Raw genomic sequence first — 24,513 nt, forward strand, 5'->3', positions numbered from 1 at the left:
ACAAATAATCCTACTTAAGCGAAGAATTAACAAGAATTTTAACACTTTAATTTTCACCTAAATTCCTTGCGATTTCTCACAAAATAAAGCCATATAATGGACTTTGTTCGATAATATTTTCGGTTTGAAATTCTAGGAATACTGTTTCTTAAGAACTGACGTTTTTTTAATAATTGGAAAAAATGCGTGTAAAAGCTACCATGGGCCTTTAAAACCGCCACGATATGGGCAAATTTTAATTCTGTCAAAAATTTTAAACTGGCAAAACCATCTAAGATAAGCCGAGTAAAGATTAAAAGAAATAATTGTCCTGGAGCATTTTTGGTTATGGTGTACAAACTGTTTCTGAAGTTGAGATAGGTTTTTTTTGGATTTGTAGTGTTTAAGGTCGCACCACCAACGTGATATACCGTTGACGTGCCCACATATTTAGTGGTATAGCCGTAGTTGTGGGCGCGCCAACACAAATCGATTTCTTCCATATGTGCAAAGAAAGATTCATCAAAACCGTTTAGCTTATCGAAAACCGATTTCCTTATAAAGAAGCAGGCGCCAGAGGCCCAGAAAATTGGGGTGATGTCATCGTATTGACCTAAATCTTTTTCGATGGTATTAAAAATCCGCCCTCTGCAATAGGGATATCCGAATTTGTCGATAAATCCACCGCCAGCTCCAGCATACTCAAAATAGTCCTTATGGTGATAATCGAGGATTTTTGGCTGAATAATGGCTGTTTCGGATTCGGTGTTAAACAAGGAGTCTATGGGCTCTAACCAACTTTCTGTCACTTCAATATCACTATTTAGAAGGCATAGGATATCTTCATCAACATGTTTTAAAGCATCATTGTAACCTTTGGCATAACCACCATTTTCTTGATTTTGAATAATCTTTACTGAAGGATAATTCGTTTTTAAAAAACTGACAGAGTCGTCAGTTGAGGCATTATCAGCTACGTAAATAACAGCAGCTTCAGAATGCATAATGACTGATGGAAGAAATTTTTCCAACAAGGCCTTGCCATTCCAATTTAAGATTACGACTGCGATGTCTTTTTTAGCCACGAATGCTCTATTTTTTATTTTTACTTACTAAGTTTCAAGTTCCGGATTTCATTCTGTCAAACTTCAATATGCAGCATTCAATATTCAACCCTTCTTTGTGCAAAATTCCAAACAAATCCCCACTCAACAATCAACAATCCCCAATTCCTATCAAATCACACTTAACCCCTTTCATACTCCGGAATATCCTTCAAAAAAACATAACTCTCCTTCTCAAAATCCATCTGGCAGTAATAATGTTGCAATCCATTGGTAACCATCAAATATTTTGCTTTTAAAGTGAGGTTGTAACGCGCAATTTGATCAAACGTACTTTGGTCGATTTCAATTTGGGGTGCTTTGCATTCCACAATTAAATGAACATTGCCACGGGTGTTGAAAACAACAATATCGTAACGTTTTTTTAAATTGTTTATGATCAATTCCTTTTCGACGTTGATTAAGGAGAGAGGATAATTTTTTTCGTCCATCAGGTAACGCACACAATGTTGACGTACCCATTCTTCTGGTTGTAAAATCATGAATTTTTTACGAACGACGTCGAAAATAGATACTTTATTTTCGCTATTTTTGAATCGGAACGAAAACTTTGGAAAATTAAGTGGTTGCAAGACTTCTAATTTAGACATTGCCAAAGTTAATCTTCAATACCTAAATACCAAATTCTTCAAGATAAAATTGGGATTTGGTGCTTAAGAATTTCAAAATTTACAAAGTTTGGACGAAGTTAAACAGTTAGCTGCCGATATAAAGAGCAGGAAGTTGAAGCCCATTTATTTTTTAATGGGCGAAGAGCCTTATTATATAGATAAGATTTCAGAGTTTATTGAAGACAATGTGCTTACCGAGGAGGAACGCGGTTTCAATCAAATGGTTCTTTATGGCCGTGACGTTTCCATAGATGATATTGTGGGCAATGCGAAACGATTTCCTATGATGGCAGAATATCAGGTGATTATTGTAAAGGAAGCTCAAGATCTATCGCGGACAATAGAGAAGTTGGTTGACTACGCCAAGCAACCACAGCCTTCCACCATATTGGTGATGAACTATAAGTACAAGACCATTGACAAACGCAAATCACTGTATAAAACCCTGAATAAAATGGGGGTGGTTTATGAAAGCAAAAAACTTTATGAAAACCAGGTAGCAGATTGGATAAGACGTGTGCTGGCACCTAAGGATTATACCATTGCTCCAAAAGCTGCCCAAATGCTCGTTGAGTTTTTGGGAACTGATTTGAGCAAGATCAACAATGAATTGGATAAACTTCAGATTGTTTTGCCAAAGGGCACACAGATATCTCCAGAACAAATAGAAGAGAACATCGGGATCAGTAAGGATTTTAACAACTTTGAATTGCGTAAGGCCATCGGGGAAGGTAATTTTAAAAAAGCCCATCAAATCGTTATTTATTTTGCTGAAAACCCCAAGGATAATCCCATGGTGGTAACGGTGTCATTGTTGTTTAATTTCTTTTCACAGTTGCTCTACTTGCATGGAATGAATGACAAATCACCGAGAAATGTGGCTTCTGCCTTAAAAATCAATCCCTATTTTGTAAATGAGTATATCACCGCTGCAAGAAACTATCCGATGAGAAAAGTGAGCAGTGTCATTGCTACCTTACGCGAATTTGATGTTAAAAGTAAAGGTGTAGGGGCTTATGCGGTTCCACAAGGAGATTTGCTAAAAGAACTTCTAGTTCGGATTATGAGGTGATTTGAGTTATGGGTTCATGCCTCTTCCTTTCTTCGGACGGGCAGGCAGGGTTTCGAGTTTCAGGTTTCAGGTTTGAGCATTGTCCTTATTAGCCTTATCTACTTTTACTCTATTTAGATATGGGTAAATATCCTTTTTATTTTCAGCATCTAAATCAAACACTTCAACTTTCTGCCTCCGCTTGGCTTTGGACGGACACGCAATTTCAACTTCAATTTCAATTCTCTTATATGACGCCTGCCCAATTTTAGGAAACGTTAACATCTTGTGCTAAGCTTAGGTTAAAGCCACTCTCTGGCTTTTTTGTGAGCCATATTTTGGTTAAGTTATATAAAATCAAATATTAACCTTAAAAATATAAATTATGGAAAACCTAAATAAAAAGAGAGTCGCAATTTTAGCAACCAACGGATTTGAAGAAAGTGAATTAAGAGAACCTAAAGCTGCTTTAGAAAAAGCAGGTGCTGAAGTTCATATTGTTTCGGAAAAATCGGGAACCATAAAATCATGGACCGATGGAAATTGGGGTTCAGAATATAAAGTAGATAAAACTCTGGACGATGTCAGCCAAAAGGATTATCATGCATTGATGCTTCCAGGTGGTGTGATCAACCCAGATAAATTAAGAAAAAACCCTAAGGCAGTGAGTTTTATAAAATCATTTTTTGAAAACCACAAACCAGTGGGTGCTATTTGCCATGGACCATGGTTGTTGGCAGAAGCTGATGTTTTGAAAGATCGAAAAATAACCTCTTATAGCTCAATAAAAACGGATATGATCAATGCCGGAGCCAATTGGGTCGATGAAGAAGTAGTTGTTGACGAAGGTTTGGTAACCAGTAGAACTCCTAAAGATTTGCCGGCTTTCAACGCCAAATTGATTGAGGAAGTTTATGAGGGCAAACATAAAGAGCAGGTTGCATAATGCATCTGAATGTCTAACAATTTTAAAAACTTGAATTATGGCGAAACAAAAGAATCATGGTCCGAGTATAAAAAATGATGCTCGCTATGAAGCCTTAAGAAACGAAGGATACAGTAAACAAAAAGCTGCCAGAATAGCCAATACCAAAAATCCGGGTAAGAAAGGGGGCAAGGCTAAAACTTATGAAGACCGCACTCGGAGTGCGCTGTATGAAAAAGCTAAAGAAATTGGCATTAAAGGCAGAAGTAAAATGGATAAAGAAGAATTGATCCATGCATTAAGAAATAATTAATGACGGGCAATTCTTAAATGAATAATAAAACGTCAGGTAAAATTCAATACCTGACGTTTTTTATTTCATTTATACTATAAGATTTTAAACTGTGGCATCAACTCCTTTAGTTTTTTAAAATTGGCATCGTAAGTTTCTCTTGTGGATGTTAAATCAATCCATAAAAAAGATTTTGCAGTTTCAACAATAATGTAGCAAGAGTTGTAAAAAGTGTCATTTGTCTTTAATTGAACTTTATACGCTTTGCCAATATTTTTAAATTCCTGAAGGTCTTTTTTAAACAGAAACATATGCTCATTGGACCATCTTGGTGTATCACCAGATCGGTATCCAGCAACGACCCAATTTTCAAAATTTTGGAAGGTTTTAAATTTCTCCTTTTCAAAGGCCTTAATTAAAAGTGCACTCTCCGATTTATCGATCTCTGGAAATGTACCGCCAAAAAAATTAGCGCTTGGTGTTTCTTTAATATCCCACCATTTTGGAACTCTCACACTATAACCAAACGTAGAATCGACATAATGAAGTTGGTCCTGTCCAGACTTTTGTTTTAAGATGATTTTAGCAGCATTGGTATTGACCGTTGACTCTGACTGTGAAAGAGCAACAATTGGTAGTTGAATTAAAACAACAAGTGCAATTAAAGTTTTTATATTCATGCGAGAGGATTCATTTTATTGTAGCGATGCATTTCTTTAATTGCGGATGAGGGTAAGAGGCCAAGGGTAATCATGAAGCTATAGATATTAAAGTCTGAATACTTTGGAATTGTAGCTTGCATCTTCTAATTGCTCCAATAACAAATTATAATCATACTGTAAGTCTTCATGCAAATTGCTTACTATTTTCTTTATGGCCAAAATTTGGCGGTCATAGATATTGGTCAAGGTAACATTTTTAAAAACGGAAGGCTTAAAGTCTTTAAGAACTGTGCAAAAATGAAGTAATAATTCTACTTCAGTCTCTTTTTTTAATGAGTACCTGGCATATTTTTTAATATTTCGGAGAATTTTTCGCACGCTTTTTTTTATATAAAAGTAACTGTTGGTGTTGATACCTTCAAATTGTTCGTCAATTTCAGCTTTTACAGTTTCGATATATCCAGATTCGTCATGGGACTCAAATAATAAATAGGTAAGCAGTTCTTTGTTTTCCTTTTTAAATTTAGAAAGACGCAAGCAAAGTTCCATCAATTCCTCTGAAGAGCGATGCTTTAATTCTTTCTTAATGGTAACAACAGAAACTGCTTTCATCTAAAATTATTATTTCTTGTCGACTGAATACTTTCCAGCTCCAGCCAAAGCGATAACGATAAATCCTATCAGATATAACAAAGCCTTTTCTTTAGTTCCAAAACTGTCTTGGCCATGCACGATAAAAGCAGCTACAGCCATAGTGCCGATGGCGGGAATAGCGGCAATTTTAGTTTTAAATCCTATCAAAACAAGAAGGGGAGCCACGACTTCTCCTATGATTGCCAAGATGAGAGAAACTACATTTCCTATACCTAGGGGATCTGGAAAACCACCTGGATTTTCTAAGAGAATACTTATTTTTGGAATTCCGTGGGTTAATAACATGCCAGAGAAACCAATCCTTAAAATAGCAAGTGCCAAATCGTTAAAGTTTTTTTTCATATACAAAAGGGTTAAAAGGTTAGTGGATTTATAAGGAATAAAAATAGAATATTCAATTCCAAAAAAACAAGGTGTTGTAAAAATTATCTCAATTTAGGGTAGTCATTAGGACTTACTTCGTGCATCATGGCATAGACACTCTCAAAAATGTCTTCCGTTGATGGTTTTGAAAAATAATCGCCATCTGATCCGTAAGCAGGTCTATGCGGACGTGCCGTTAAGGTTTTTGGCTGACTGTCTAAATACTGATAGGCATTTTGTTCGCCCAAAATAGCATTGAGGATATAGGCGGATGCACCACCCGGGACATCTTCATCAATGACCATCAGTCGGTTGGTTTTGGCAACACTTTTTACAATATCATGATTTAAATCAAAAGGTAATAAAGATTGGATGTCAATCACTTCGGCATCGATTCCGACTTCCAATAATTCTTTGGCTGCCTGTTGTACCAAACGCAAGGTTGAGCCATAGGATACTAAGGTGATATCGCTTCCAGTTTTAAGGGTTTCTACCACTCCAACGGGCGTTTTAAACTCTCCCAAGTTAGTTGGCAGCTTTTCTTTAAGTCGGTACCCGTTTAGGCATTCAACTACCAATGCAGGTTCATCGCATTCTAAAAGTGTATTGTAAAAACCTGCGGCTTTGGTCATATTTCGGGGCACTAAAACGTGCATGCCTCTGATTAAATTTAAGACACCTCCCAATTGTGATCCAGAGTGCCAAATACCTTCCAGTCGATGCCCTCTTGTTCGAACAATTACCGGTGCTTTTTGTTTGCCCTGGGTTCTATAATGTAAGGTAGCCAAATCATCGCTCATAATCTGAAGTGCATACAGGATGTAATCCAAATATTGGATTTCAGCAATAGGGCGTAAACCGCGCATGGACATTCCAATGCCTTGACCAATAATGGTGGCTTCTCTTATACCAACATCGGCCACTCTAAGTTCACCATATTTTTCCTGTAAGCCTTCCAGACCTTGATTAACGTCGCCAATAGTTCCCGCGTCTTCACCAAAGATTAAAGCCTGTGGATATTTTTTAAAAATAACGTCAAAATTATCCCGTAGCACCAATCGGCCATCTACATCTTCTGCAGAATTGTCATACACTGGTAAGACTTCCTTGATGTACTGCGCCGATTTTTTGGAATGACTATACAAATGTGAGCTGTACTTTGGTTGTATCCTTTCCATATAGGCATCAATCCATTCATGTAGAATACGTTTCTCTGGGGTATTCTCAGTGATCACATATCGCAACGATTTCCGAACAGCTGAGGCTATGTCCTTTCTGATAGGGTCTGAAACATTGGTTAACTCTGTTATCACACGATCAATAAAAACCTTGTTGATGCTTGAGTTTGCCAAATTAGTAATGAGTTGAATAGCTTCTTGTTGTTCTTCTTTTATTGGATTTTGATAGGCTTCCCAAGCTAATTTTTTGCCTTCTCGAACTTGTTTTTTGATATTTTTATCGATGGTATCCAATTCTATCTCTGTAGAGATATTACTGCTGATAATCCATTCGCGCATTTTACGGATACAGTCGTTCTCCATTTCCCAATCTAAACGTTCTTTACTCTTATAACGTTCATGCGATCCGGAGGTGGAATGACCTTGAGGTTGTGTCAGCTCTATAACGTGAATCAACACTGGAACATGTTCTTCCCTTGCTATTTTTGAGGCACGCTGATAGGTTTCAACCAATTCAACATAATCCCAACCATGGGCTTTTAAAATCTCGTAACCTTTGTGTTTGTTGTCACGTTGAAAGCCTTTTAAAATTTCTGAGATGTTTTCTTTGGTAGTTTGATGTTTTGCATGTACCGAGATACCATATTCATCATCCCAGATACTGATGATCATTGGCACTTGCAACACGCCTGCAGCGTTGATGGTTTCAAAAAACAAACCTTCACTGGTACTCGCGTTTCCTATGGTACCCCAAGCGACTTCATTGCCTCTATCTGAGAATTTGGGGCTGTGAATACCCTTGACATTTCTATAAATTTTTGAAGCCTGAGCCAATCCTAATAAGCGAGGCATCTGGCCTGCAGTGGGAGAGATGTCGGCACTTGAGTTTTTTTGTTCCAGGAGATTTTTCCAATCGCCTTTTTCGTCCAAACTATGGGTCCCAAAATGGCCGCCCATTTGACGCCCGGCGGACATTGGATCGTGATCAATATTCGGATCACCATAAAGCCCTGCAAAGAACTGTTGAATAGTCAAAGCACCAATTGCCATCATAAAAGTCTGGTCGCGATAATAACCTGAACGGAAGTCGCCGTTTTGAAACACTTTGGCCCAGGCCAATTGTGGGACTTCCTTGCCATCACCAAATATTCCAAACTTCGCCTTTCCAGTCAAAACTTCTCTACGGCCTAGAAGACTGCATTCTCTGCTCGTCATGGCTATTTTATAATCTTTGAGGATTTCAGATTGAAATTCTTCGAAGGATATATCTTTGGTTGTTTGTGGCGTCGTTTGCATAAAGTGCTTTTTAGATATTGCAAAAGTAGACAAAATGAAGAGGTTTTGCAATTCAAATGCCACATGAAGAGCGTAATTTATGTTTAAAAAGAAGTCACGGCACGTGCTTCAAGGTGGACAGGTACTTAGAAACGAAACTTTTATAGATGCTAATTTTGGGAATCGATTAAGGGTTTTCAAATAAACTTGATCCTTTTAATGGATGACGTTGCGAGTAGAGCTAATTTTTAGCGATTTTTTGCCGGACTAAATCCCATTAACAGCTGTTAATGTTGATGAATATAAAGCAAGGTGGCCACTTATCAGCAGTCTTATTTGAAAACCCTCATTGGATTTAAATGGTCGATTCGAATGACTATGCTTAAGTTTGCTTAAATGTTGTTAATATTGTTTTTAACGATACAGTTACATTAAAACTACATGGCACCTATACATGACCACATAAGACCAATCATTAAAAATGCCACCCCTCCAATAATGGTCATAATTTTTAAGTAGCCCTTAAACATTTGTACGCCTCCCTCACCAAAACTCGAATCACTAATTTTCTTAGATGACATTTTAAGTTTCGTTCCAATGTAGATTAATAGAATTCCTACGACAATAAAAAAGATTCCAATACTTGCCATAATGTTAATTTTTTAGAGTTTGTAATTGATTTTAAATTTATTCCCACTGTTGGGGTTTACTGCCCCGAGGCTTGCCCGCCCGTGTTGGTCGGACGAGCCCCGTGAGTCTTTATTCTTTGCAATATTTACCAATAAAACCACCGCCATCTAAACAGTTGGATTTAGAAATGGCTAATACCTGTGTTTGACCGGCGCTGGTTATTTTTACCTTATCAGCTTCTACAATGTAATCGGCCTCACTAGTTGCTCCCATAAAAACCACTTCAACTTTATTGTTGGACTTGAATATAAGTTGGTCATAAAAAGCATTTTCATTTCCTATATAAACACCTTCCAGTGTTTTATTGGCGCAGCTTAGAAAAAGCAGGGAAAGCATTAGAATTGCGATTAGCATCAGTAATTTCATGATTCTATTGTTTAATTATTTTGTAGCTGGCTGTTCCAATAGTTGTTGTTAACATTAATGTGTACATACCACCATGTAAATGACTTAGATCAAGGATACGTGTGTTTTCAGTTGTGGTAAAAACGTTTCGTCCTGTCATGTCATACAAGCTAATGGTTTGAACGTCAAAACTTAACGAAGATGTAATTGTGATGTTATTTTTTACAGGATTTGGATAAACTTTTAAAAAGTTGTTACCAATGACTTGATCTACACTTAAACTTGGATCAATTTCATCAAGGATTGCAGTGTGCGACCATTTTTGATTACTGTCTTTTGCCCGTACAAAAAGTACATCATCAAAACTATAGGGACCGGCAGGATATGGTACACTAAAGAGCCAAGATCCATCAGCTTCAGGGTTATCCAATGTTACAATAGTATTGTTTGCAAATTCTAAATCATTTCCAAAAAAATACTCAATGGCAACTATTGATTTATCAGGGTTTTCTACCACTTGAATGTTTTTTCTGAAAGTTAAACTCCAGTGGCCATAACCATCTCTAACTCTTCCGTAGACCTTGTGATAGCCGAGTGCCGCACTTTGGGCAATTTGCACCATAAAAGCTTGATCGATATCGACTACTTGTGGATTGATTGCAAATGTAGTTCCTGTACCATATGAGGGGTCGGCATCTAAAAAATATTCTCCGGCCACTATGTTATTTGGTATTTGTGGTGGAATAATCTCGATAGATTTCCTATACGTTTGACTCCATTGATTGTCGGAATCTTTAGTTCTCAGATATAATTTGTGATGCCCTATAGAAATTGTTGAAGGCATAGTTGCTAAGATAGCTGCAGTGATATCTTCGCCCTCAGTGATGGTAAGAAGTGTATTTAAACCTATACCATGATCGGCATCTATAAAATATTCCACAGTTGTAACAGTAGCTTGAGCAAGACATAATTGACATGTCAAGACTGTACTCAGAAATAAGACGATCTTTTTCATAACCAATCAATTAACAGTTCTTGCTTTGATATTTACTAACAACCCTGTATTAGGTTCTGCTACACCAGTGGTCGAAACGGTGTAGATTACAGGAATGGCACCAAGTCCGGAAAGTCTATAGCGATTGGTTTGTGCAGTGCCACCAAAAGCGCCACGCTCCGAGCCATCACTTCCTGGAACATTGCTGCTTGCACCGGCTTGTAATTGATAATTGCCATCTGTTGTGTTATTCGTCATAAAAAGTGCGGTCATATTGGGCTCCCATATATTCCCTGTTGTACCATTGAAGACACCAGAATTTGAGACCGTGTTATATTGTACATTGTTATTGGTGCCACCGTTGATGTTGGCTGTCATGCCTGCCGATTTTAAAATATTGTTTTGAAACGAGCCTGTGTTAAATTCGAGATTCAATTGGTTCGGCGGCCCGTCAAATACATTGTTGTTGCATTCTACAATATTCCAGCCGACCCAAATTAATTTTGAGAGACAAATATTATTATTGAAAATGATGTCCTGAGGTGGTACAAAGGAATTGTTACCGTTTGTGTAGATTGCATTTGCGCTCGCAGCGAAGAAATTCTGAAGAATATAGACTTCATTCAATAAGGTTGCAAATCTTACACCTCTTTCCATACGACAACGTTTAACGGTTATTTGGTCAACATTGACATAGACATAACCATCAGCATTATTCCCATCGTATATAATGTTCATGCCTATAATCTGTGACGACTTTGAACCCGTATTAAAGGTAACGCGTCCAATTTGTGCATCATAGGTATTATTGGATACCTTTGGATTTTCTGTCAAAAAGTACCCTGGGCCAATAATAACCAGTCGCTTGGTGATTATGGCATCATCATAGACCAATGTTGAGCCTTCAATATGCAAGGTGTCACCATCCATGACATTGGCATTTTGTACCGCCTCATTTATTTGTCTAAATACGGGAAAGGAAGGTGTGCCGCCATAATTTTCGCCCCATTGGGAGGTGTTGTTGTAATTGGATTGGTTGTTTACTCTCCAAGTTTTGGCTGTTATGCCATTGGAGAACAATAATGCAGTACCAACTGCAATTAATTGTAATAGTTTGGTTTTCATAATGATAAGTATTTCGGATTAATAGTTGTATAAATCTATATTTATCATTTTCTAAAACCAATACCCAATTATTTTTTGCGGGTCTTTAATTATTTAATGCGAAAAAAAGAAGCATCATTTTCAAAAATGTGGTAAATTTAACACAGCCTCAATAAATTATTGATTAATAGCAGTATCAAAATTTATGTCATGAGGAAATTACTACGACTGTGCTTAGTTCTTGTAACAGCATCTTTATTTGCCCAAAACAAAACTCTAGATTCATTAGAAAATGTTATTGAAAACTATAAAGTTCATGACAGTACCTACGTTAAACTTCGATTGGACTTTATAAAAGACAAGATTTTTTTAACTCCAAACGACTCGATTTGGCTGCCATACATCAATAAGACATTGGAAGTAGCCACTAAGATTGATTTTAAGAAGGGCATTGCCTTAAGCCACGACCGCTTGGGGGTTTATTTTCAATACATAGCCAGCAATCATTACAAAGCTTTAGAAAATTATCACAAAGCAATTTTGGTTGCTGAGAGTGAGAAAAGCTTAAAAAGATATACACCCGGCTTTTATGGCAATATTGCCGTTATTTACTATGAACAACAAGAGTACAAGAAGGCTATCAATACCTTTCGAATCCTGCTTGATTATCCAGAATACCGGACGAACTGCTATTTGAATATGGCTAATGCCTTTACAGAATTAAAAGAGAAGGACTCTGCCTCAGTTTATTTTAAATATGCAATCGATGGTGCTAAGGTTGAAAACAACCCTATGATTTTAGCACTTGCCTTATCCAATTTGTCCTTATTGCAAACCAGAAATGGACAACATGCTGAAGCTCTCGAAAACTCGGAGAAAAGTTTGGATTTGGTAAATGAACACCAGCTAGAGTTCCTAAGATCATCGGTTTACGCGAATGCTTCAATGGCCTATTTAGCTAATGATAAGTATGATGAAGCTGAGTTTTATGCTACTGAAGCCTTAAAAGACTCCAGTTTGAGAGACAATATCTATGTTCAAAAATCCATATGGGGTACGTTAACAGATGTTTATGAAGAAAAAGGTGATTATCAAAAAGCCTTAAATGCCCATAAAACATTTGTAAAGCTTTCCGATAGTCTTGCAGGAGAGGATAAAAAACTAGAAATAGCCAAACGAGACATCCAATTTGAAAATGCTAAGAAACAGGCAATGGCTGAGGCCGAGATTGAGAATCAAAAGCTGATCAAAAATGGCTCTATTATTGGTGGAAGCGGATTACTATTGGCAACATTGACCGGATTCATCCTATATTATAGAAAACGAAATGCCGAAGCGCTAAAACAAGAAGCCGAATTTGATGCCATAGTATCAGATACAGAACTGAAAGCGTTACGCGCACAAATGAATCCACATTTTATATTCAACGCATTAAATTCCATCAACGATTTTATTTCAAAAAATGATGCTGATTCAGCAAGTCACTATTTGACCAAGTTTGCCAAAATCATGAGGCAGATATTGGAAACCTCTAGCCAAAATGAAATTCCACTGGATGAAGACTTAAAAATTTTAGAATTATATCTTCAAATAGAAAACATGCGCTTAAAGAATAAATTCACTTATTCTATTGTTGTGGATGATGATGTTGATGTTGAAAACACCCTAATTCCGCCACTAATTTTACAACCCTTTATTGAGAACAGTATTTGGCACGGGATTTCTAAAAAGGAAACTACCGGGCATATTCAAATTAATATTAAAAAAGAAAATAACATGCTGGTATGTATTGTAGATGATAATGGCATTGGAAGAAAATTAGGCGCACACGATCAAAAGAGTAATAAAAATGCGCTAGGTACCAATATAACAAAAAGCAGAATTGAGATTATTAATAAAAAGAAAAACAGTAATGGTACGGTGACCCTCATTGATAAGAATCAAGGATTGTGCGTTGAAGTAAAACTACCATTACAATTAGCATTTTAGCATATGATACGTGCCATAATAATTGATGACGAACAGCATTGTATTGATAGGGTTAAAGAGCTTATGGATAGGCATCAGAACATGGTCTTGATCGGTGAATTTACAACTGTAGAATCAGGAATCATGGGGTTAAAAAACTTACAGCCTGACGTATTGTTTTTAGATGTACAAATTAATGAACAAACGGGTTTTGACGTGTTAAAGGCGATTGAAGCTCATCCTTTTGAAGTGATTTTTACAACAGCTTTTGATTTTTATGCGGTGCAAGCCTTCAAATTTAGTGCTATTGATTATTTATTGAAACCTGTGGATGCTGATGATTTCAATATGGCAATTGATAAAGTGACCGATAAATTGGCCACAAAAGATTTTTCTAAAAAAGTGAATCATTTATTGTCAAATATCATCAAACCTGATATTCATAAAAAAATAAGTGTGCCTACGTTTGAAGGGTTTGAGTTTTTGGAGGTGGCTGATATTGTCCGTTGCCAATCGGATGTAAATTATACGAACATTTTTACTAAGAACGGCCAGAAACTACTGGTATCCAAAACATTGAAATCGTTTGAAGAACTTTTGACGGACTGTAATTTTTATAGAGTTCACAATTCGCATCTCATCAATTTGGAATACATCAAAAAATACACAAAAGGTAAAGGTGGTTACGTGACCCTAAAAGATGATACAGTCATTGAAGTCTCAATGCGTCGTAAAGAAGGCTTTTTGATGCGTATCAACTAAAACATCCCATAAATATTGAACCTATGGGATGTTTTTTAACTGATAGTGTTTTTAAAGAGACTTAATCCTCGAGTAAAGTTGAATTAAAAAGTTTCAAAATCCTCTTATATTCATCCGTCCAACTACTTGGTTCAACAAAACCGTGATCTTCTGCCGGATAAACGGCCATCTCCCAATTCTCTTTGCCCAGTTCAATCAAGCGTTGGGCCAATCTGACCACATCTTGAAAATGTACGTTCACATCTACCATCCCATGAGCTATGAGCAAGTTACCCTTTAAGCCTTCTGCAAAATAAATAGGAGAGGAGCGCTCATAAGCAATAGGGTCATTAAACGGTTCATTTAATATATTGGAAGTGTATCCATGATTGTAGTGTGCCCAATCAGTAACCGATCGTAACGCAGCACCCGAAGTGAAAGTATCCGCTTCATTGAACAATGCCATTAAAGTGATGAATCCGCCATAGCTTCCGCCATAAATCCCAATCTTATTTTTGTCAATCCCATAATTATCGACCAAATATTTAGCGCCATCCACTTGGTCAGATAAATCTTTTCCGCCCATATGTCTGTAAATGCCAGTGCGCCAATCTCTTCCGTAGCCCGCGCTTCCTCTGTAGTCAATATCAATAACGGTATAGCCTAAATCGGTCAACAAATTATGGAACATATATTCTCTAAAGTAAGACGACCACCATTTATGGGCATTCTGAAGATAACCCGCACCGTGGACGAAAATAACCGCTGCATTATTTTTAACCGATGCTTCAGGAACATAAAGTCGCGCCGGTACTTGTGCGCCATCTTCGGCTTTAAACGTGATAAGCTGAGGATCTCTCCAATTATAAGACTTAAAGACATCCGATTGCCCTGAGGTCAATTGAACCGCTTCAGCTTTAGCACTATTCTTTTTATAATACAATTCCCAAGGTTGGTTGCTGTAGGAATATAAAATGGCCATGTATTTTTCATCGGGTGAAAGGGTCACATCATTATTTCCCGTCATTGACGTCAATTGCTCCATTTTTCCTCCCATTAATGGCATTTTATAAAAATGTCTTTCGCCAGGGCCAACTTCGGAAGTGGTTAAATACCAACTTTTTTGGTCCTTGGAAATAAAGGGATCAAAAACCTCAAAGTTTCCAGAAGTCAATGCTTTTTTCTTGCCATTTGTAACATCCAAAAGATATAAATGCGAATAGCCTGTGGCTTCCGATTGAAAATAAATATGCTTGTTGTCAGGCAACCAACCCAAAGTGCCACCGCCCATAGACCAACCAATGCCAGGTCCTGCAATCCAGGCTTCGTCGCGCTGTCTGTCTAAGATGGACAATTCGCCGGTAGATAAATCCAATTTCGCTATCCAACGGTCCTTATTGTCTTTAGAACGGACGTTAACAATAGCATATTGGCCGTTATCAGAAAAATAGGCCTGTGAGGTAATGACCTGACGTTCCTTGGCTTCCCATTCCTTATCTGGATAATCCTTGACATAGTCAGGCAAATCCTTGATTCCAGGCAACGTGTTTGTTTGAACTTTGTAAACCGTATCTTTTTCAATATTGTAGATGGCCAATTCTACCTTCATTTCGTCATCACCAACTTTAGAACGCGTGTTCAAATCTCTGGTATAACTAGAGGCGTCGATATAATTCGGAACGATGGTGGCGTCACTCTTACCTCGATTAAAGAGGGTGAAGGTCACGTATTTGGCGTCTGGAGAGACCTGCAAACTACTCACTTGACTATCTCCTGTATAGTAGGTGTAAGCTTCTTTTTCTTTACGTGCTTCTCTTATTTCTTTTGTCATTTCTTTTTTGTCTTCCCGCTCTTTGACCACACTTAGCAATTTTAGATTTTCTGCTTCAAGATAAGCGGCTTTATCAGATGTTTTTGGATCCTTCTTTTTCGATTCCTCTCCCGATTTTATTTGGGTCAATTTTTTTAAGATACCGCTGTCAAGCGAATAGATATAGGCATTATTATCGGCTTCAAAAGCAACCCAATCTTCGTTGGCCAAGAAACTTGGACGGCCGATGTTTTGAGGGAACTGCAATAGTTCAGTTTCTTTTCCTGACTTGATATCAAAAATGATTAAGATATTTCCCTTGGAATAAATCTTTTTAGACTTTGATTTATTGTAGGTACCTCGTGCGAAATCAATTTCTTTTTCTTCAGTCCAACTTATTTTCTCAATCTTTTTAGGAGCTGCCAAGTGGATGCGGTACAAGGAGTCTGCAGGATCAGCATCTTTGTTGTAATTAAAATAGATGCCACTGCTGTTTTGATCCCATTTGACATTGGAAGGAAATGTTCCCATCCATTTTGGGTCCTGCATTATTTTTTCTACTGAAAGCTCGCTCTGTTGCGCGAATAGATTAATGAAAAGTACTGAAAAGAGGAGGCTTAGGAAAAAGGATTTAGTCATGGGTGATTGTGTTTATGTTGTTCAAAGTTCAAGGTTCAAGGTTCAAAGTTGCGAGTTTCTATCACCTATCGCATGATTTCCTTCGCATAAAACTTTGTGTTCGTTATGGTTAAATTTAGAGTCCAACAGTATTGAATATTGTTTGACCGTTAAAAGTCATATGCCCTTTTATCAAATAGGTGACTATCTCACAAACTTATGAATTTTCAACAAATTTTAACGATAAGTTTTGATGTTAAATAGAAATGGAATACTGAGTGTTCAAAGTTCAGGGTTCAAAGTTCAAAGTTTGGAGTTCGGAGTTCAAAGTTCAAAATTCAGAATTCAAGGTTTTAAGGCTAAGCAATCCACTTCAATTTTCAGTATTCAGGTATCAATCAGTGGGTATCCGTCATATGTCATCCGCCATTTGTCATATAAAATTCAAAGTTTAGAGCTTAAGCCTTTCAGTTTTCTACCTCCGCTTCGTTACCCGCCTCCGCTCTGCTGCGGACGGCAAGCGGTGGGGGAGGCATTTTCAACCTAATACCATTTTCGTCTAAAAAGTCCTAATAGCACTTCTGGATCTACGGTGAATTTAATACGGATGCGTTGGCTATAATTGGGATCACTAACTTCCCATCCTAAACTGGAATAGATCGGAAAGTAGAGTTCAAAATAATCGGTGACCAAGTCCAATTTGATACCCGAGTCATAAACGAATTTGGGTTTGACGGATTTGTTTTTAACCAAACCAATATCGCCATAGGCTTCAATAAATCGCCATAAAGTGGTGCTCATATTGGCAGTAGTCATCCATTGATTGGCAAAAGGAGTTTCTAGCTTTGATTTAAAGCCACCTTCTGCAATGATAATTTGCTGGCTGAAAATACCCGAAGCTTCAGAACGTCCTAAGTAGTTATAGTCAAACAAATAATCGGTAGGCCTGTCCAACGCAAAACTGAAGTAATCTGAATTCTCATCGGTTTTGTTGTATAAGAAGGCTCCAGCAAAAAATCTGAAATTAAATTGTCTGTTTTTTTCTGTAAGCTTCCGCCATTCGTAATTCATAGCAATTTTCCCGAATTTTTTGGCAATCTGAAAATCATAATAAAATTTTGAAAAATCAATCAAGTCCAAATGCGCATTAACGTATCTAATGTTGAACACACTATAGTCTGGCTCTGTGACTACCAAAAGTGAATTGTCTTTAATTGATCTGGAAATATCCAAATATCTAAAATTTATATAGCTGGATTTGTTCGATCTAAAGTATTCATTATCCCTAAAATAGAAAGAAACGCTTGGACTAAGTTTTGTTACAAATGCATCTTTGGCAAAGGAGGAGTAACTTGCACTTAAACCATAGTTGATCCTGAACAAATTTTGGTCTTCAATATGTTGCGTATAAACACCTAATGCACCACCGGTAATGGTTTTTGAGTTAAAGGCATATTTTGGTGTAAATTGATAGGTAAAGTTCTTCATTAATAAGGTTTTGTTATACACCTTAGCGCCTAAAGTAAAACCGTCATAAATATTATTGTATTCTACCAATGGCATGAAAAATACTTGATTGTAGTTAGGATCCTCAATATCCTTAAAGAGTCTGAATTGTAAGGGTTTATTGTTGAAAAACCAACCTTTTAATGATTTCCAGTTGTCCCGGAGATTGTATTCCGGGATGGTATTGTCATAATTCAGGACCAACTTTGTAGCGTCATTGCGCGGAATGGTCAAGGTTTTGGAACCATCGATATGCTCAATCCAAATTTTTGACAGAACAGAATCATTTTTCAAAGTAAACAGTGATACAGGAACATCATTTTTTCGCTTGTTCTTGACGGTGAAGGTCACCGAATCCTTAGTCTTTACAATGTCCTTAATCCGAAAATCTATTTTTTTTCTACTATCGATATAGTCCTGAAAGAACCAATCTACATCTTTGTCGGTCTTCTTTTTTAATAAGTTTTCAAAATCGGCACTCGTCGAAGGTTTTAGTTTGAAGGTATCGAGATATTCATAGATGGTGTTTTCAACAATTTCAGAATTTACAAAGTCGTTCAAATATTTCAGTCCAATGCCCGCTTTGTATTTTCCGGCAATATTTGCGTTGAATTTTAACAATTCGTCTTTTGGCATGGTTAGAGGCTGATCGCGATTTGAACGTGCCATTTGCATGAAATAAAGATTGTACTGTTCGTTGAAGTTTACATCGGCAGCGTGGAATGAACGAAGGCCCCAGACATTGGCCAACGTACCCAATAGTTTTAAGTCAGGATAGTTGTCTTCAACGTATTTCATCAGATAATAAATCTGAATTGCGTCTTTGAGCCAATAATCCTCTCGCGGGTTGACTAATAGGGTGTTATTGAGATAATTGTTTAAGGTCGTTTTTAAAAGCTTCAGTTCGTATTGCAGATTTCCCGGGAAAGGATTAAGAAATTTTGGCAATTGGTTTAACCCGTAAAGCGGATCCTTACGGTATTCGATATCAGTGACCATCAGGTAGTCATGAGGATACTTTCCTAGGTTTTTTGTTATGAATTGGGTGATTTTGTCAATGATGATGGCACGATCGGCGGGCATTATACCTTCATTTTCCAAATTGCTGATAACTGTAAAATTATCGGTCTGTACAAAGTTAAACTTTGGGAATTTATTGAGATAAAGTTTGCTGTCCACACGATCTTTCCCGTAAAAGTAGAACGTTTGGGTACTGTCTCCTTGGGTGAGGTCTTGAATGGCAAGTTCCGAATAGATACCGTAGTTTTTTGGGAACTCTGCTTTCAGATAAATATCTGCTTTGGGAACGTAAAGGTCGTCCAGGTTTTTGTTACTGTAGTAATGCCACTTACCATCGTAAACGGCAGGTGTAATGTACCAATACTTCAAATTGAGTTCATCGTCGGGTGTAGCGCCATAATCGGTGAACGTATCATCTGGAAACTGCAAATTATAAAACAGTTCAATATGATAGAATTCGTTTGGCAATAATGGTTCGGATAATTCTACCTCTATGACATCAGGATGTGGTTTTAACCTTGTGTAATTTAGCTCTTGGCCTGTACTATCCTTTAACGAGGTAATGTTGGTAAAGCCCCGCATTTCATTTTTTGCAAAATGGAATTTGGTACTGTATTCTTGAGCAAACCTTTTCGCTAAAGGGGTGTGTTTTGTAGAGTAACTGTTGCTCCAATCGTTGAGGTAAATCTTTGTCAACGTATCGTTTGTTGTATTTTGATAACGAATGATTTGAGCTATTTTTGCCCTCTTTTTTTGCATATTGAACTGTGCATCGATACTGATCTTGTTTTGACCGACCATCAATGCCGAATAAAATATTATAAAACTTAAAAGAAAATGTTTTTTCAAGGGGCTATAAAAAGCTTTAATGGTTTGAATTTTGATAATGAATTGATATCGCACAAGTTCTTTACGAAAAATAATAAATTATTGACGAGCTATATAATGAATTTTAGGTGTTTTAGGTTTTAAAGTAATAAAAACAGTATAGGGTTTTCATCTTTTGGCAGCAATGATAAGTATTTAGGGCACATTTTTCAGCAAGAAATGATAAATATGCCCTGCTTATTTTACTGCTCATGGGTCCCAACCATAAAACTGGTTATAAAAAGGTGATAATAGTCGAATCTTTTTAGAAATTTGGGCTCAGTTCAAATTCTTTATAGAAGTTATCCAGTATTTCCAGAACTTCATCTGGCGTGTCCACCAAGTGGATAAGGTCCAGGTCTTTGGCGCAGATATTGCTGGAAGAGTCTAAAAGTGTGGTTCTTACCCAATCTAAAAGACCTTTCCAAAAATCGGTGCCCACTAAAATAATTGGGAACTCTTCAATTTTATTGGTCTGAATAAGGGTGATGGCTTCAAACAATTCGTCCAAAGTACCGAAGCCTCCTGGCATCACAACAAAGCCTTGGGAGTATTTGACAAACATGACCTTTCTAACAAAAAAATAGTCGAAATCTAAACTTTTATCAGCGTCTATATAAGGATTATCGTGCTGTTCAAAAGGTAGATCAATGTTCAATCCAACCGAAGTTCCACCTGCAATATGTGCCCCTTTATTCCCGGCTTCCATTATACCAGGACCTCCACCAGTGATAACCCCGTAACCATGCTCCACAATTTTTTTAGCAATTTCCTCTGCCAATTTATAATATTTATGATCGGGCTTGGTTCGCGCTGAACCAAAAACGGAAACACAAGGTCCAATTTTGCTCAATTTTTCATAACCATTTACAAACTCGCCCATTATTTTAAAAATGGCCCATGAATCGTTTGTTTTTATTTCGTTCCACGCTTTACTGTGTTTTTCTAATCTCATTCTGTATTTAATCTATTTTTTAGTCATTATTTCAAGTGTCAATCTCAATTCTCAGTCTCAGTCAACAGTGGCGTCCTCATTCATCCTTTCTAAATCTTTAAGCCTAATTTGCCTCCGTACATCTGCCATCGGTCAGCCGTCATCATCTCTAATTCCTTATCCCTTACGCCTCCTAGCAGCACGCCAAAACAGACAAATTTAATAGAAAATAACAGAATAAGTTCTATTCAACGGATTTTAAAACCGTTTTGTTATAGATTTTGTGAATTGTTAATGATGGCTCATTGCCAAAATTTGGAGATTTCTCAATAATACTCCTTGCAACCACTTAATTCACTTTAGTTTCAAAAGTGGCTACATTATGATTTAAACAAAAAAAAAAGAGACAAATCTTGGATTTTGCCTCTTTAGAAGTGCATGTCGTGTTATACTATTTCAATTTTATTTTAAAGCGGCTTTCGGCCAGAAATGATATTGTAAAGAATAACAATGACGGCGATGACCAATAGAATGTGGATCAAACTGTTAGTAGCTAATCCTTCAACAACACCCAACATACCTAAAAGCCACACTATAATACAAATTACGGCTACAAGCCAAAGAATACCTCTCATAATTGTTAGTTTTAAAGTTACCTCACTAAGATAATAAAGATAGGTCCTTGGTAATGTGCTGTTTCGAATAAATGTTTGACATTATTCAAAAGTATTTATATTTGAGCCTCTTAAATGATTTTTATCGTTAATGGGCTTCGAGCTCTTTTTTAAGAAATTGCGCAGTATAACTTCTTTTGTGTTTTGCAACTTCCTCAGGCGTGCCTTCCACAATAATCTGCCCGCCACCTTTACCGCCTTCATAACCAATATCAATAATATGGTCTACTATTTTTATGACATCCATATTGTGTTCAATAATCAATATGGTATTGCCTTTATTGACGAGTTTGTTTAAAACATTCATCAATACCCTGATGTCTTCAAAGTGTAAACCGGTAGTGGGTTCATCGAGAATATAAAAGGTGTTTCCTGTATCGCGTTTGCTCAGTTCTGTAGCCAACTTGATCCGTTGTGCCTCACCTCCAGAGAGGGTTGTGCTTTGTTGACCGAGTGTGATATAGCCCAAACCTACATCCTTTATAGTTTGTAGTTTTTTATGGATTTTCGGAATGTGCTCGAAAAAATCGACGGCTTCATTGATGGTCATATCCAGCACATCACTTATTGACTTTCCTTTATATCGGATTTCTAAGGTTTCTCGATTAAATCGTTTCCCCTGACAGGTTTCACATTCCACATATACATCTGGAAGAAAATTCATCTCAATCACCCTTAAACCACCACCTTGACAGGTTTCACAACGTCCACCTTTCACATTAAAACTAAAGCGTCCCGGTTTATAACCCCGAATCATGGCCTCTGGAATTTTTGCAAATAGACTCCTAACTTCGTCAAAAGTTTTGGTGTAGGTCGCAGGATTACTTCGTGGTGTTCGTCCGATGGGCGATTGGTTGATATCAATGACTTTGTCGATATGTTCCAAGCCTTTGATGCTTTTGTAGGGCATTGGTTTTTTGACGCCGTTAAAATAATAGGCATTCAGGATGGGGTAGAGGGTTTCGTTGATTAAAGTCGATTTACCGCTTCCAGAAACGCCAGTCACACCAATCATCATTCCCAGAGGAAATTTTACGGAAACATTTTTAAGATTGTTTCCTGTACAGCCTTTAAGTTCAATGAATTTGCCATTTCCTTGACGACGTTTCTTCGGAATCTCAATCTGTTTGGTGCCATTGAGATAATCGGCGGTAAGTGTGCTCTGGGTTTTTAATTCTTCAGGTGTTCCAACACTAATGATTTCTCCACCGTGTTTACCAGCTTTTGGACCGATATCAATGACATAATCTGCGCTTTCAATCATGTCTTTATCGTGTTCAACAACAATAACGGAATTGCCTAAGTCACGAAGTGATAGTAATGATTTGATTAGTTTTTCGTTATCACGTTGATGCAATCCAATGCTCGGTTCATCTAAAATATAAAGAACACCTACCAATTGAGACCCAATTTGAGTTGCCAATCGGATCCGCTGTGCTTCACCTCCAGACAGGGATTTCGAACTTCTGTTAAGGGATAGATATTCCAACCCTACATCTAACAAAAACTGTAATCGGGTTCGAATTTCTTTGATGATTTCTTCAGATATCAGGACTTGTTTTTCAGAAATCTGGGACGCCAAATCGGAGAACCAAGCAGCTAAATCGACTATATCCTTATTTGCCAAATCTGCAATATTCAATCCGTTCACTTTAAAATAAAGCGATTCTTGTCGCAAGCGTGAGCCGTGACATTCATCACACTCCACCTTATCCATATATTCCTTTGCCCAGCGTTTCAACGAGGTCGTCTCGGCCGCTGCAAATTGGTTTTCTATAAAATTGGCGACGCCTTCAAAATCAATTTTATAATCACGGGTGACGCCCAAAGTTTTGCTTTCTACTGAAAATTTCTCGCTTCCACCGTACAAGATCATTTGTTTTGCTTCTTCAGGAATGTTTTTGTACGGATCAGTCAACTGAAAATTGAACCGTTGGGCAATGGTTTCAAATTGTTTAAAAATCCAACTGTTTTTGTAGGGGCCATGTGGAGCCAATGCTCCTGCCTTAATGGATAGGCTATCGTCGGGAATGATTTTTTTCTCATTGACCTGATAAAGTTTACCGATGCCGTTACACTTTGGACAGGCGCCTTTTGGCGAGTTGAAAGAGAAATTATTGGGTTCAGGATTGGGGTAGGAGATTCCCGTAGTAGGACACATCAAACTTCTACTAAAATAACGGGTTTCGTTCGTATCATGATCCAAAACCATTAAAATATCGTCCCCATGATACATGGCGGTATTAATGGTTTCAGTGAGGCGCTTGTCATTATCATCGGTGTCGTCAATTTTGAGTCGGTCAATGACAATTTCGATGTCGTGGTTTTTATAACGGTCCAATTTCATTCCCTTGACAAGGTCTCTCACTTCACCATCTGCACGGACTTTTACAAAGCCCTGTTTTGCGATTTGCTCAAACAATTCACGATAATGACCTTTTCGTGAACGGATGACAGGCGCTAAAATATTGATGCGCTTGCCCTTGAAATTCTCTTTGATCAAGTTTTTGATCTGCTCATCCGTATAGCTCACCATTTTTTCACCAGTGTTATAGCTATAGGCATCACTCGCCCTAGCGTAGAGCAGACGTAAAAAATCGTAAATCTCAGTAATGGTGCCCACAGTGGATCGCGGCGACTTGCTGGTCGTTTTCTGTTCAATGGCGATGACTGGTGAAAGACCATCAATTTTATCAACGTCAGGACGCTCCAAGCCACCTAAAAACTGACGAGCATAGGCCGAAAAAGTTTCAATATATCGACGTTGACCTTCGGCATAAATCGTATCAAAGGCCAGGGATGATTTTCCGCTTCCGGAAAGTCCTGTAATGACCACAAGTTGTTCTCTTGGAATCGAAACATCTATATTTTTTAGATTGTGAACGCGTGCGCCTTGAACCTCAATTGTTTCTTCAAATTTACTCATATTCATAGCAATCCTGCCTGATTTACAGACAGGTTTGCAAAGGTACAGATTATGAAGTAAAAAATGAAGGAGTCGCTATTTAGAGTTTTGTTAAATAATGTTGCCGATCAATTGAAAATTAATATGTAATTTAATCAAGGAACTTAAAACTTAAGAAATTGTAAGAATATTATGATGACAATTATTCTTTTTACCGATGGTA

At 37.4% G+C, this 24,513-nt stretch carries 21 protein-coding genes; 5 read left to right on the forward strand and 16 right to left on the reverse strand.

Annotation, left to right across the window (positions count from 1 at the left end; all coding sequences use genetic code 11):
- Positions 1–53: 53 nt before the first annotated feature.
- Entirely contained in the window at positions 54–1,064 is a 1,011-nt protein-coding gene (locus G6N06_RS15180; RefSeq protein WP_163517638.1) for a glycosyltransferase family 2 protein, read from the reverse strand.
- A 161-nt stretch (positions 1,065–1,225) separates the two neighbouring features.
- Complete coding sequence (locus G6N06_RS15185; protein ID WP_163517694.1) at positions 1,226–1,675, reverse strand: type I restriction enzyme HsdR N-terminal domain-containing protein; 450 nt, start codon at positions 1,673–1,675, stop codon at positions 1,226–1,228.
- 106 nt (positions 1,676–1,781) lie between these two features.
- Between G6N06_RS15185 and holA the strand changes: the two genes are divergently transcribed.
- Positions 1,782–2,786, forward strand: coding sequence for a DNA polymerase III subunit delta (holA, locus tag G6N06_RS15190; protein ID WP_163517639.1), 1,005 nt, complete (start codon positions 1,782–1,784; stop codon positions 2,784–2,786).
- A gap of 66 nt (positions 2,787–2,852) precedes the next feature.
- Here holA and G6N06_RS15195 read toward each other — a convergent pair whose 3' ends face one another.
- On the reverse strand, positions 2,853–3,050 hold the full coding sequence (locus G6N06_RS15195; protein WP_163517640.1) for a hypothetical protein: 198 nt from the start codon (positions 3,048–3,050) through the stop codon (positions 2,853–2,855).
- Positions 3,051–3,150: 100 nt separating this feature from the next.
- Here G6N06_RS15195 and G6N06_RS15200 point away from each other — a divergent pair, with 100 nt between their 5' ends.
- The gene (locus tag G6N06_RS15200; RefSeq protein ID WP_163517641.1) at positions 3,151–3,711 is read left to right on the forward strand and encodes a type 1 glutamine amidotransferase domain-containing protein; all 561 of its coding nucleotides are present in this window, start codon (positions 3,151–3,153) and stop codon (positions 3,709–3,711) included.
- Between the two features lie 37 nt (positions 3,712–3,748).
- Positions 3,749–4,003, forward strand: a complete 255-nt coding sequence (locus G6N06_RS15205; protein WP_163517642.1) for a DUF7218 family protein — start codon at positions 3,749–3,751, stop codon at positions 4,001–4,003.
- 74 nt (positions 4,004–4,077) lie between these two features.
- On the opposite strand, the gene G6N06_RS15210 is transcribed toward G6N06_RS15205, so the two are convergent.
- From G6N06_RS15210 to G6N06_RS15245, 8 genes are all read right to left on the reverse strand, one after another.
- The gene (locus tag G6N06_RS15210; RefSeq protein ID WP_163517643.1) at positions 4,078–4,662 is read right to left on the reverse strand and encodes a hypothetical protein; all 585 of its coding nucleotides are present in this window, start codon (positions 4,660–4,662) and stop codon (positions 4,078–4,080) included.
- 87 nt (positions 4,663–4,749) lie between these two features.
- A complete protein-coding gene (locus G6N06_RS15215; protein ID WP_163517644.1) occupies positions 4,750–5,256 on the reverse strand; it encodes a hypothetical protein in 507 nt (168 codons plus the stop codon).
- Between the two features lie 9 nt (positions 5,257–5,265).
- Positions 5,266–5,640 carry a DoxX family protein gene (locus tag G6N06_RS15220; RefSeq protein ID WP_163517645.1) on the reverse strand — a complete coding sequence of 125 codons (375 nt, stop codon included), beginning with the start codon at positions 5,638–5,640 and terminating at the stop codon, positions 5,266–5,268.
- Between the two features lie 83 nt (positions 5,641–5,723).
- Positions 5,724–8,135, reverse strand: coding sequence for an alpha-ketoacid dehydrogenase subunit alpha/beta (locus G6N06_RS15225; RefSeq protein WP_163517646.1), 2,412 nt, complete (start codon positions 8,133–8,135; stop codon positions 5,724–5,726).
- A gap of 416 nt (positions 8,136–8,551) precedes the next feature.
- Positions 8,552–8,764 (reverse strand): hypothetical protein, encoded by a 213-nt coding sequence (locus G6N06_RS15230; protein ID WP_163517647.1) that lies wholly within the window; start codon positions 8,762–8,764, stop codon positions 8,552–8,554.
- Positions 8,765–8,873: 109 nt separating this feature from the next.
- A complete protein-coding gene (locus G6N06_RS15235; protein WP_163517648.1) occupies positions 8,874–9,170 on the reverse strand; it encodes a hypothetical protein in 297 nt (98 codons plus the stop codon).
- Positions 9,171–9,174: 4 nt separating this feature from the next.
- Positions 9,175–10,164, reverse strand: a complete 990-nt coding sequence (locus tag G6N06_RS15240; protein WP_163517649.1) for a T9SS type A sorting domain-containing protein — start codon at positions 10,162–10,164, stop codon at positions 9,175–9,177.
- 6 nt (positions 10,165–10,170) lie between these two features.
- Entirely contained in the window at positions 10,171–11,268 is a 1,098-nt protein-coding gene (locus G6N06_RS15245; RefSeq protein WP_163517650.1) for a hypothetical protein, read from the reverse strand.
- 189 nt (positions 11,269–11,457) lie between these two features.
- On the opposite strand from G6N06_RS15245, the gene G6N06_RS15250 reads away from it, so the two are divergent.
- Positions 11,458–13,236, forward strand: coding sequence for a tetratricopeptide repeat-containing sensor histidine kinase (locus tag G6N06_RS15250; protein WP_163517651.1), 1,779 nt, complete (start codon positions 11,458–11,460; stop codon positions 13,234–13,236).
- A gap of 3 nt (positions 13,237–13,239) precedes the next feature.
- A complete protein-coding gene (locus G6N06_RS15255; RefSeq protein ID WP_163517652.1) occupies positions 13,240–13,977 on the forward strand; it encodes a LytR/AlgR family response regulator transcription factor in 738 nt (245 codons plus the stop codon).
- A 61-nt stretch (positions 13,978–14,038) separates the two neighbouring features.
- On the opposite strand, the gene G6N06_RS15260 is transcribed toward G6N06_RS15255, so the two are convergent.
- From G6N06_RS15260 to uvrA, 5 genes are all read right to left on the reverse strand, one after another.
- Positions 14,039–16,405 (reverse strand): S9 family peptidase, encoded by a 2,367-nt coding sequence (locus tag G6N06_RS15260; RefSeq protein ID WP_163517653.1) that lies wholly within the window; start codon positions 16,403–16,405, stop codon positions 14,039–14,041.
- A gap of 522 nt (positions 16,406–16,927) precedes the next feature.
- Positions 16,928–19,759, reverse strand: coding sequence for a gluzincin family metallopeptidase (locus G6N06_RS15265; protein WP_240338080.1), 2,832 nt, complete (start codon positions 19,757–19,759; stop codon positions 16,928–16,930).
- 283 nt (positions 19,760–20,042) lie between these two features.
- A complete protein-coding gene (locus tag G6N06_RS15270; protein WP_163517654.1) occupies positions 20,043–20,732 on the reverse strand; it encodes an LOG family protein in 690 nt (229 codons plus the stop codon).
- A gap of 446 nt (positions 20,733–21,178) precedes the next feature.
- Positions 21,179–21,346, reverse strand: a complete 168-nt coding sequence (locus G6N06_RS15275; RefSeq protein ID WP_163517655.1) for a lmo0937 family membrane protein — start codon at positions 21,344–21,346, stop codon at positions 21,179–21,181.
- 127 nt (positions 21,347–21,473) lie between these two features.
- Positions 21,474–24,311 carry an excinuclease ABC subunit UvrA gene (gene uvrA, locus G6N06_RS15280; RefSeq protein ID WP_163517696.1) on the reverse strand — a complete coding sequence of 946 codons (2,838 nt, stop codon included), beginning with the start codon at positions 24,309–24,311 and terminating at the stop codon, positions 21,474–21,476.
- Positions 24,312–24,513 lie beyond the last annotated feature (202 nt).

The sequence above is a fragment of the Gelidibacter japonicus genome, assembly GCF_010725055.1.
GTDB lineage: Bacteria > Bacteroidota > Bacteroidia > Flavobacteriales > Flavobacteriaceae > Gelidibacter > Gelidibacter japonicus.

Coding starts and splice junctions, on each gene's coding strand:
- G6N06_RS15195 (WP_163517640.1), bottom strand. CDS start 3,050: ATGTTAACGTTTCCTAAAATTGGGCAGGCGTCATATAAGAGAATTGAA.
- G6N06_RS15200 (WP_163517641.1), top strand. CDS start 3,151: ATGGAAAACCTAAATAAAAAGAGAGTCGCAATTTTAGCAACCAACGGA.
- G6N06_RS15205 (WP_163517642.1), top strand. CDS start 3,749: ATGGCGAAACAAAAGAATCATGGTCCGAGTATAAAAAATGATGCTCGC.
- G6N06_RS15210 (WP_163517643.1), bottom strand. CDS start 4,662: ATGAATATAAAAACTTTAATTGCACTTGTTGTTTTAATTCAACTACCA.
- G6N06_RS15215 (WP_163517644.1), bottom strand. CDS start 5,256: ATGAAAGCAGTTTCTGTTGTTACCATTAAGAAAGAATTAAAGCATCGC.
- G6N06_RS15220 (WP_163517645.1), bottom strand. CDS start 5,640: ATGAAAAAAAACTTTAACGATTTGGCACTTGCTATTTTAAGGATTGGT.
- G6N06_RS15225 (WP_163517646.1), bottom strand. CDS start 8,135: ATGCAAACGACGCCACAAACAACCAAAGATATATCCTTCGAAGAATTT.
- G6N06_RS15230 (WP_163517647.1), bottom strand. CDS start 8,764: ATGGCAAGTATTGGAATCTTTTTTATTGTCGTAGGAATTCTATTAATC.
- G6N06_RS15235 (WP_163517648.1), bottom strand. CDS start 9,170: ATGAAATTACTGATGCTAATCGCAATTCTAATGCTTTCCCTGCTTTTT.
- G6N06_RS15240 (WP_163517649.1), bottom strand. CDS start 10,164: ATGAAAAAGATCGTCTTATTTCTGAGTACAGTCTTGACATGTCAATTA.
- G6N06_RS15245 (WP_163517650.1), bottom strand. CDS start 11,268: ATGAAAACCAAACTATTACAATTAATTGCAGTTGGTACTGCATTATTG.
- G6N06_RS15250 (WP_163517651.1), top strand. CDS start 11,458: ATGAGGAAATTACTACGACTGTGCTTAGTTCTTGTAACAGCATCTTTA.
- G6N06_RS15255 (WP_163517652.1), top strand. CDS start 13,240: ATGATACGTGCCATAATAATTGATGACGAACAGCATTGTATTGATAGG.
- G6N06_RS15260 (WP_163517653.1), bottom strand. CDS start 16,405: ATGACTAAATCCTTTTTCCTAAGCCTCCTCTTTTCAGTACTTTTCATT.
- G6N06_RS15270 (WP_163517654.1), bottom strand. CDS start 20,732: ATGAGATTAGAAAAACACAGTAAAGCGTGGAACGAAATAAAAACAAAC.
- G6N06_RS15275 (WP_163517655.1), bottom strand. CDS start 21,346: ATGAGAGGTATTCTTTGGCTTGTAGCCGTAATTTGTATTATAGTGTGG.
- uvrA (WP_163517696.1), bottom strand. CDS start 24,311: ATGAGTAAATTTGAAGAAACAATTGAGGTTCAAGGCGCACGCGTTCAC.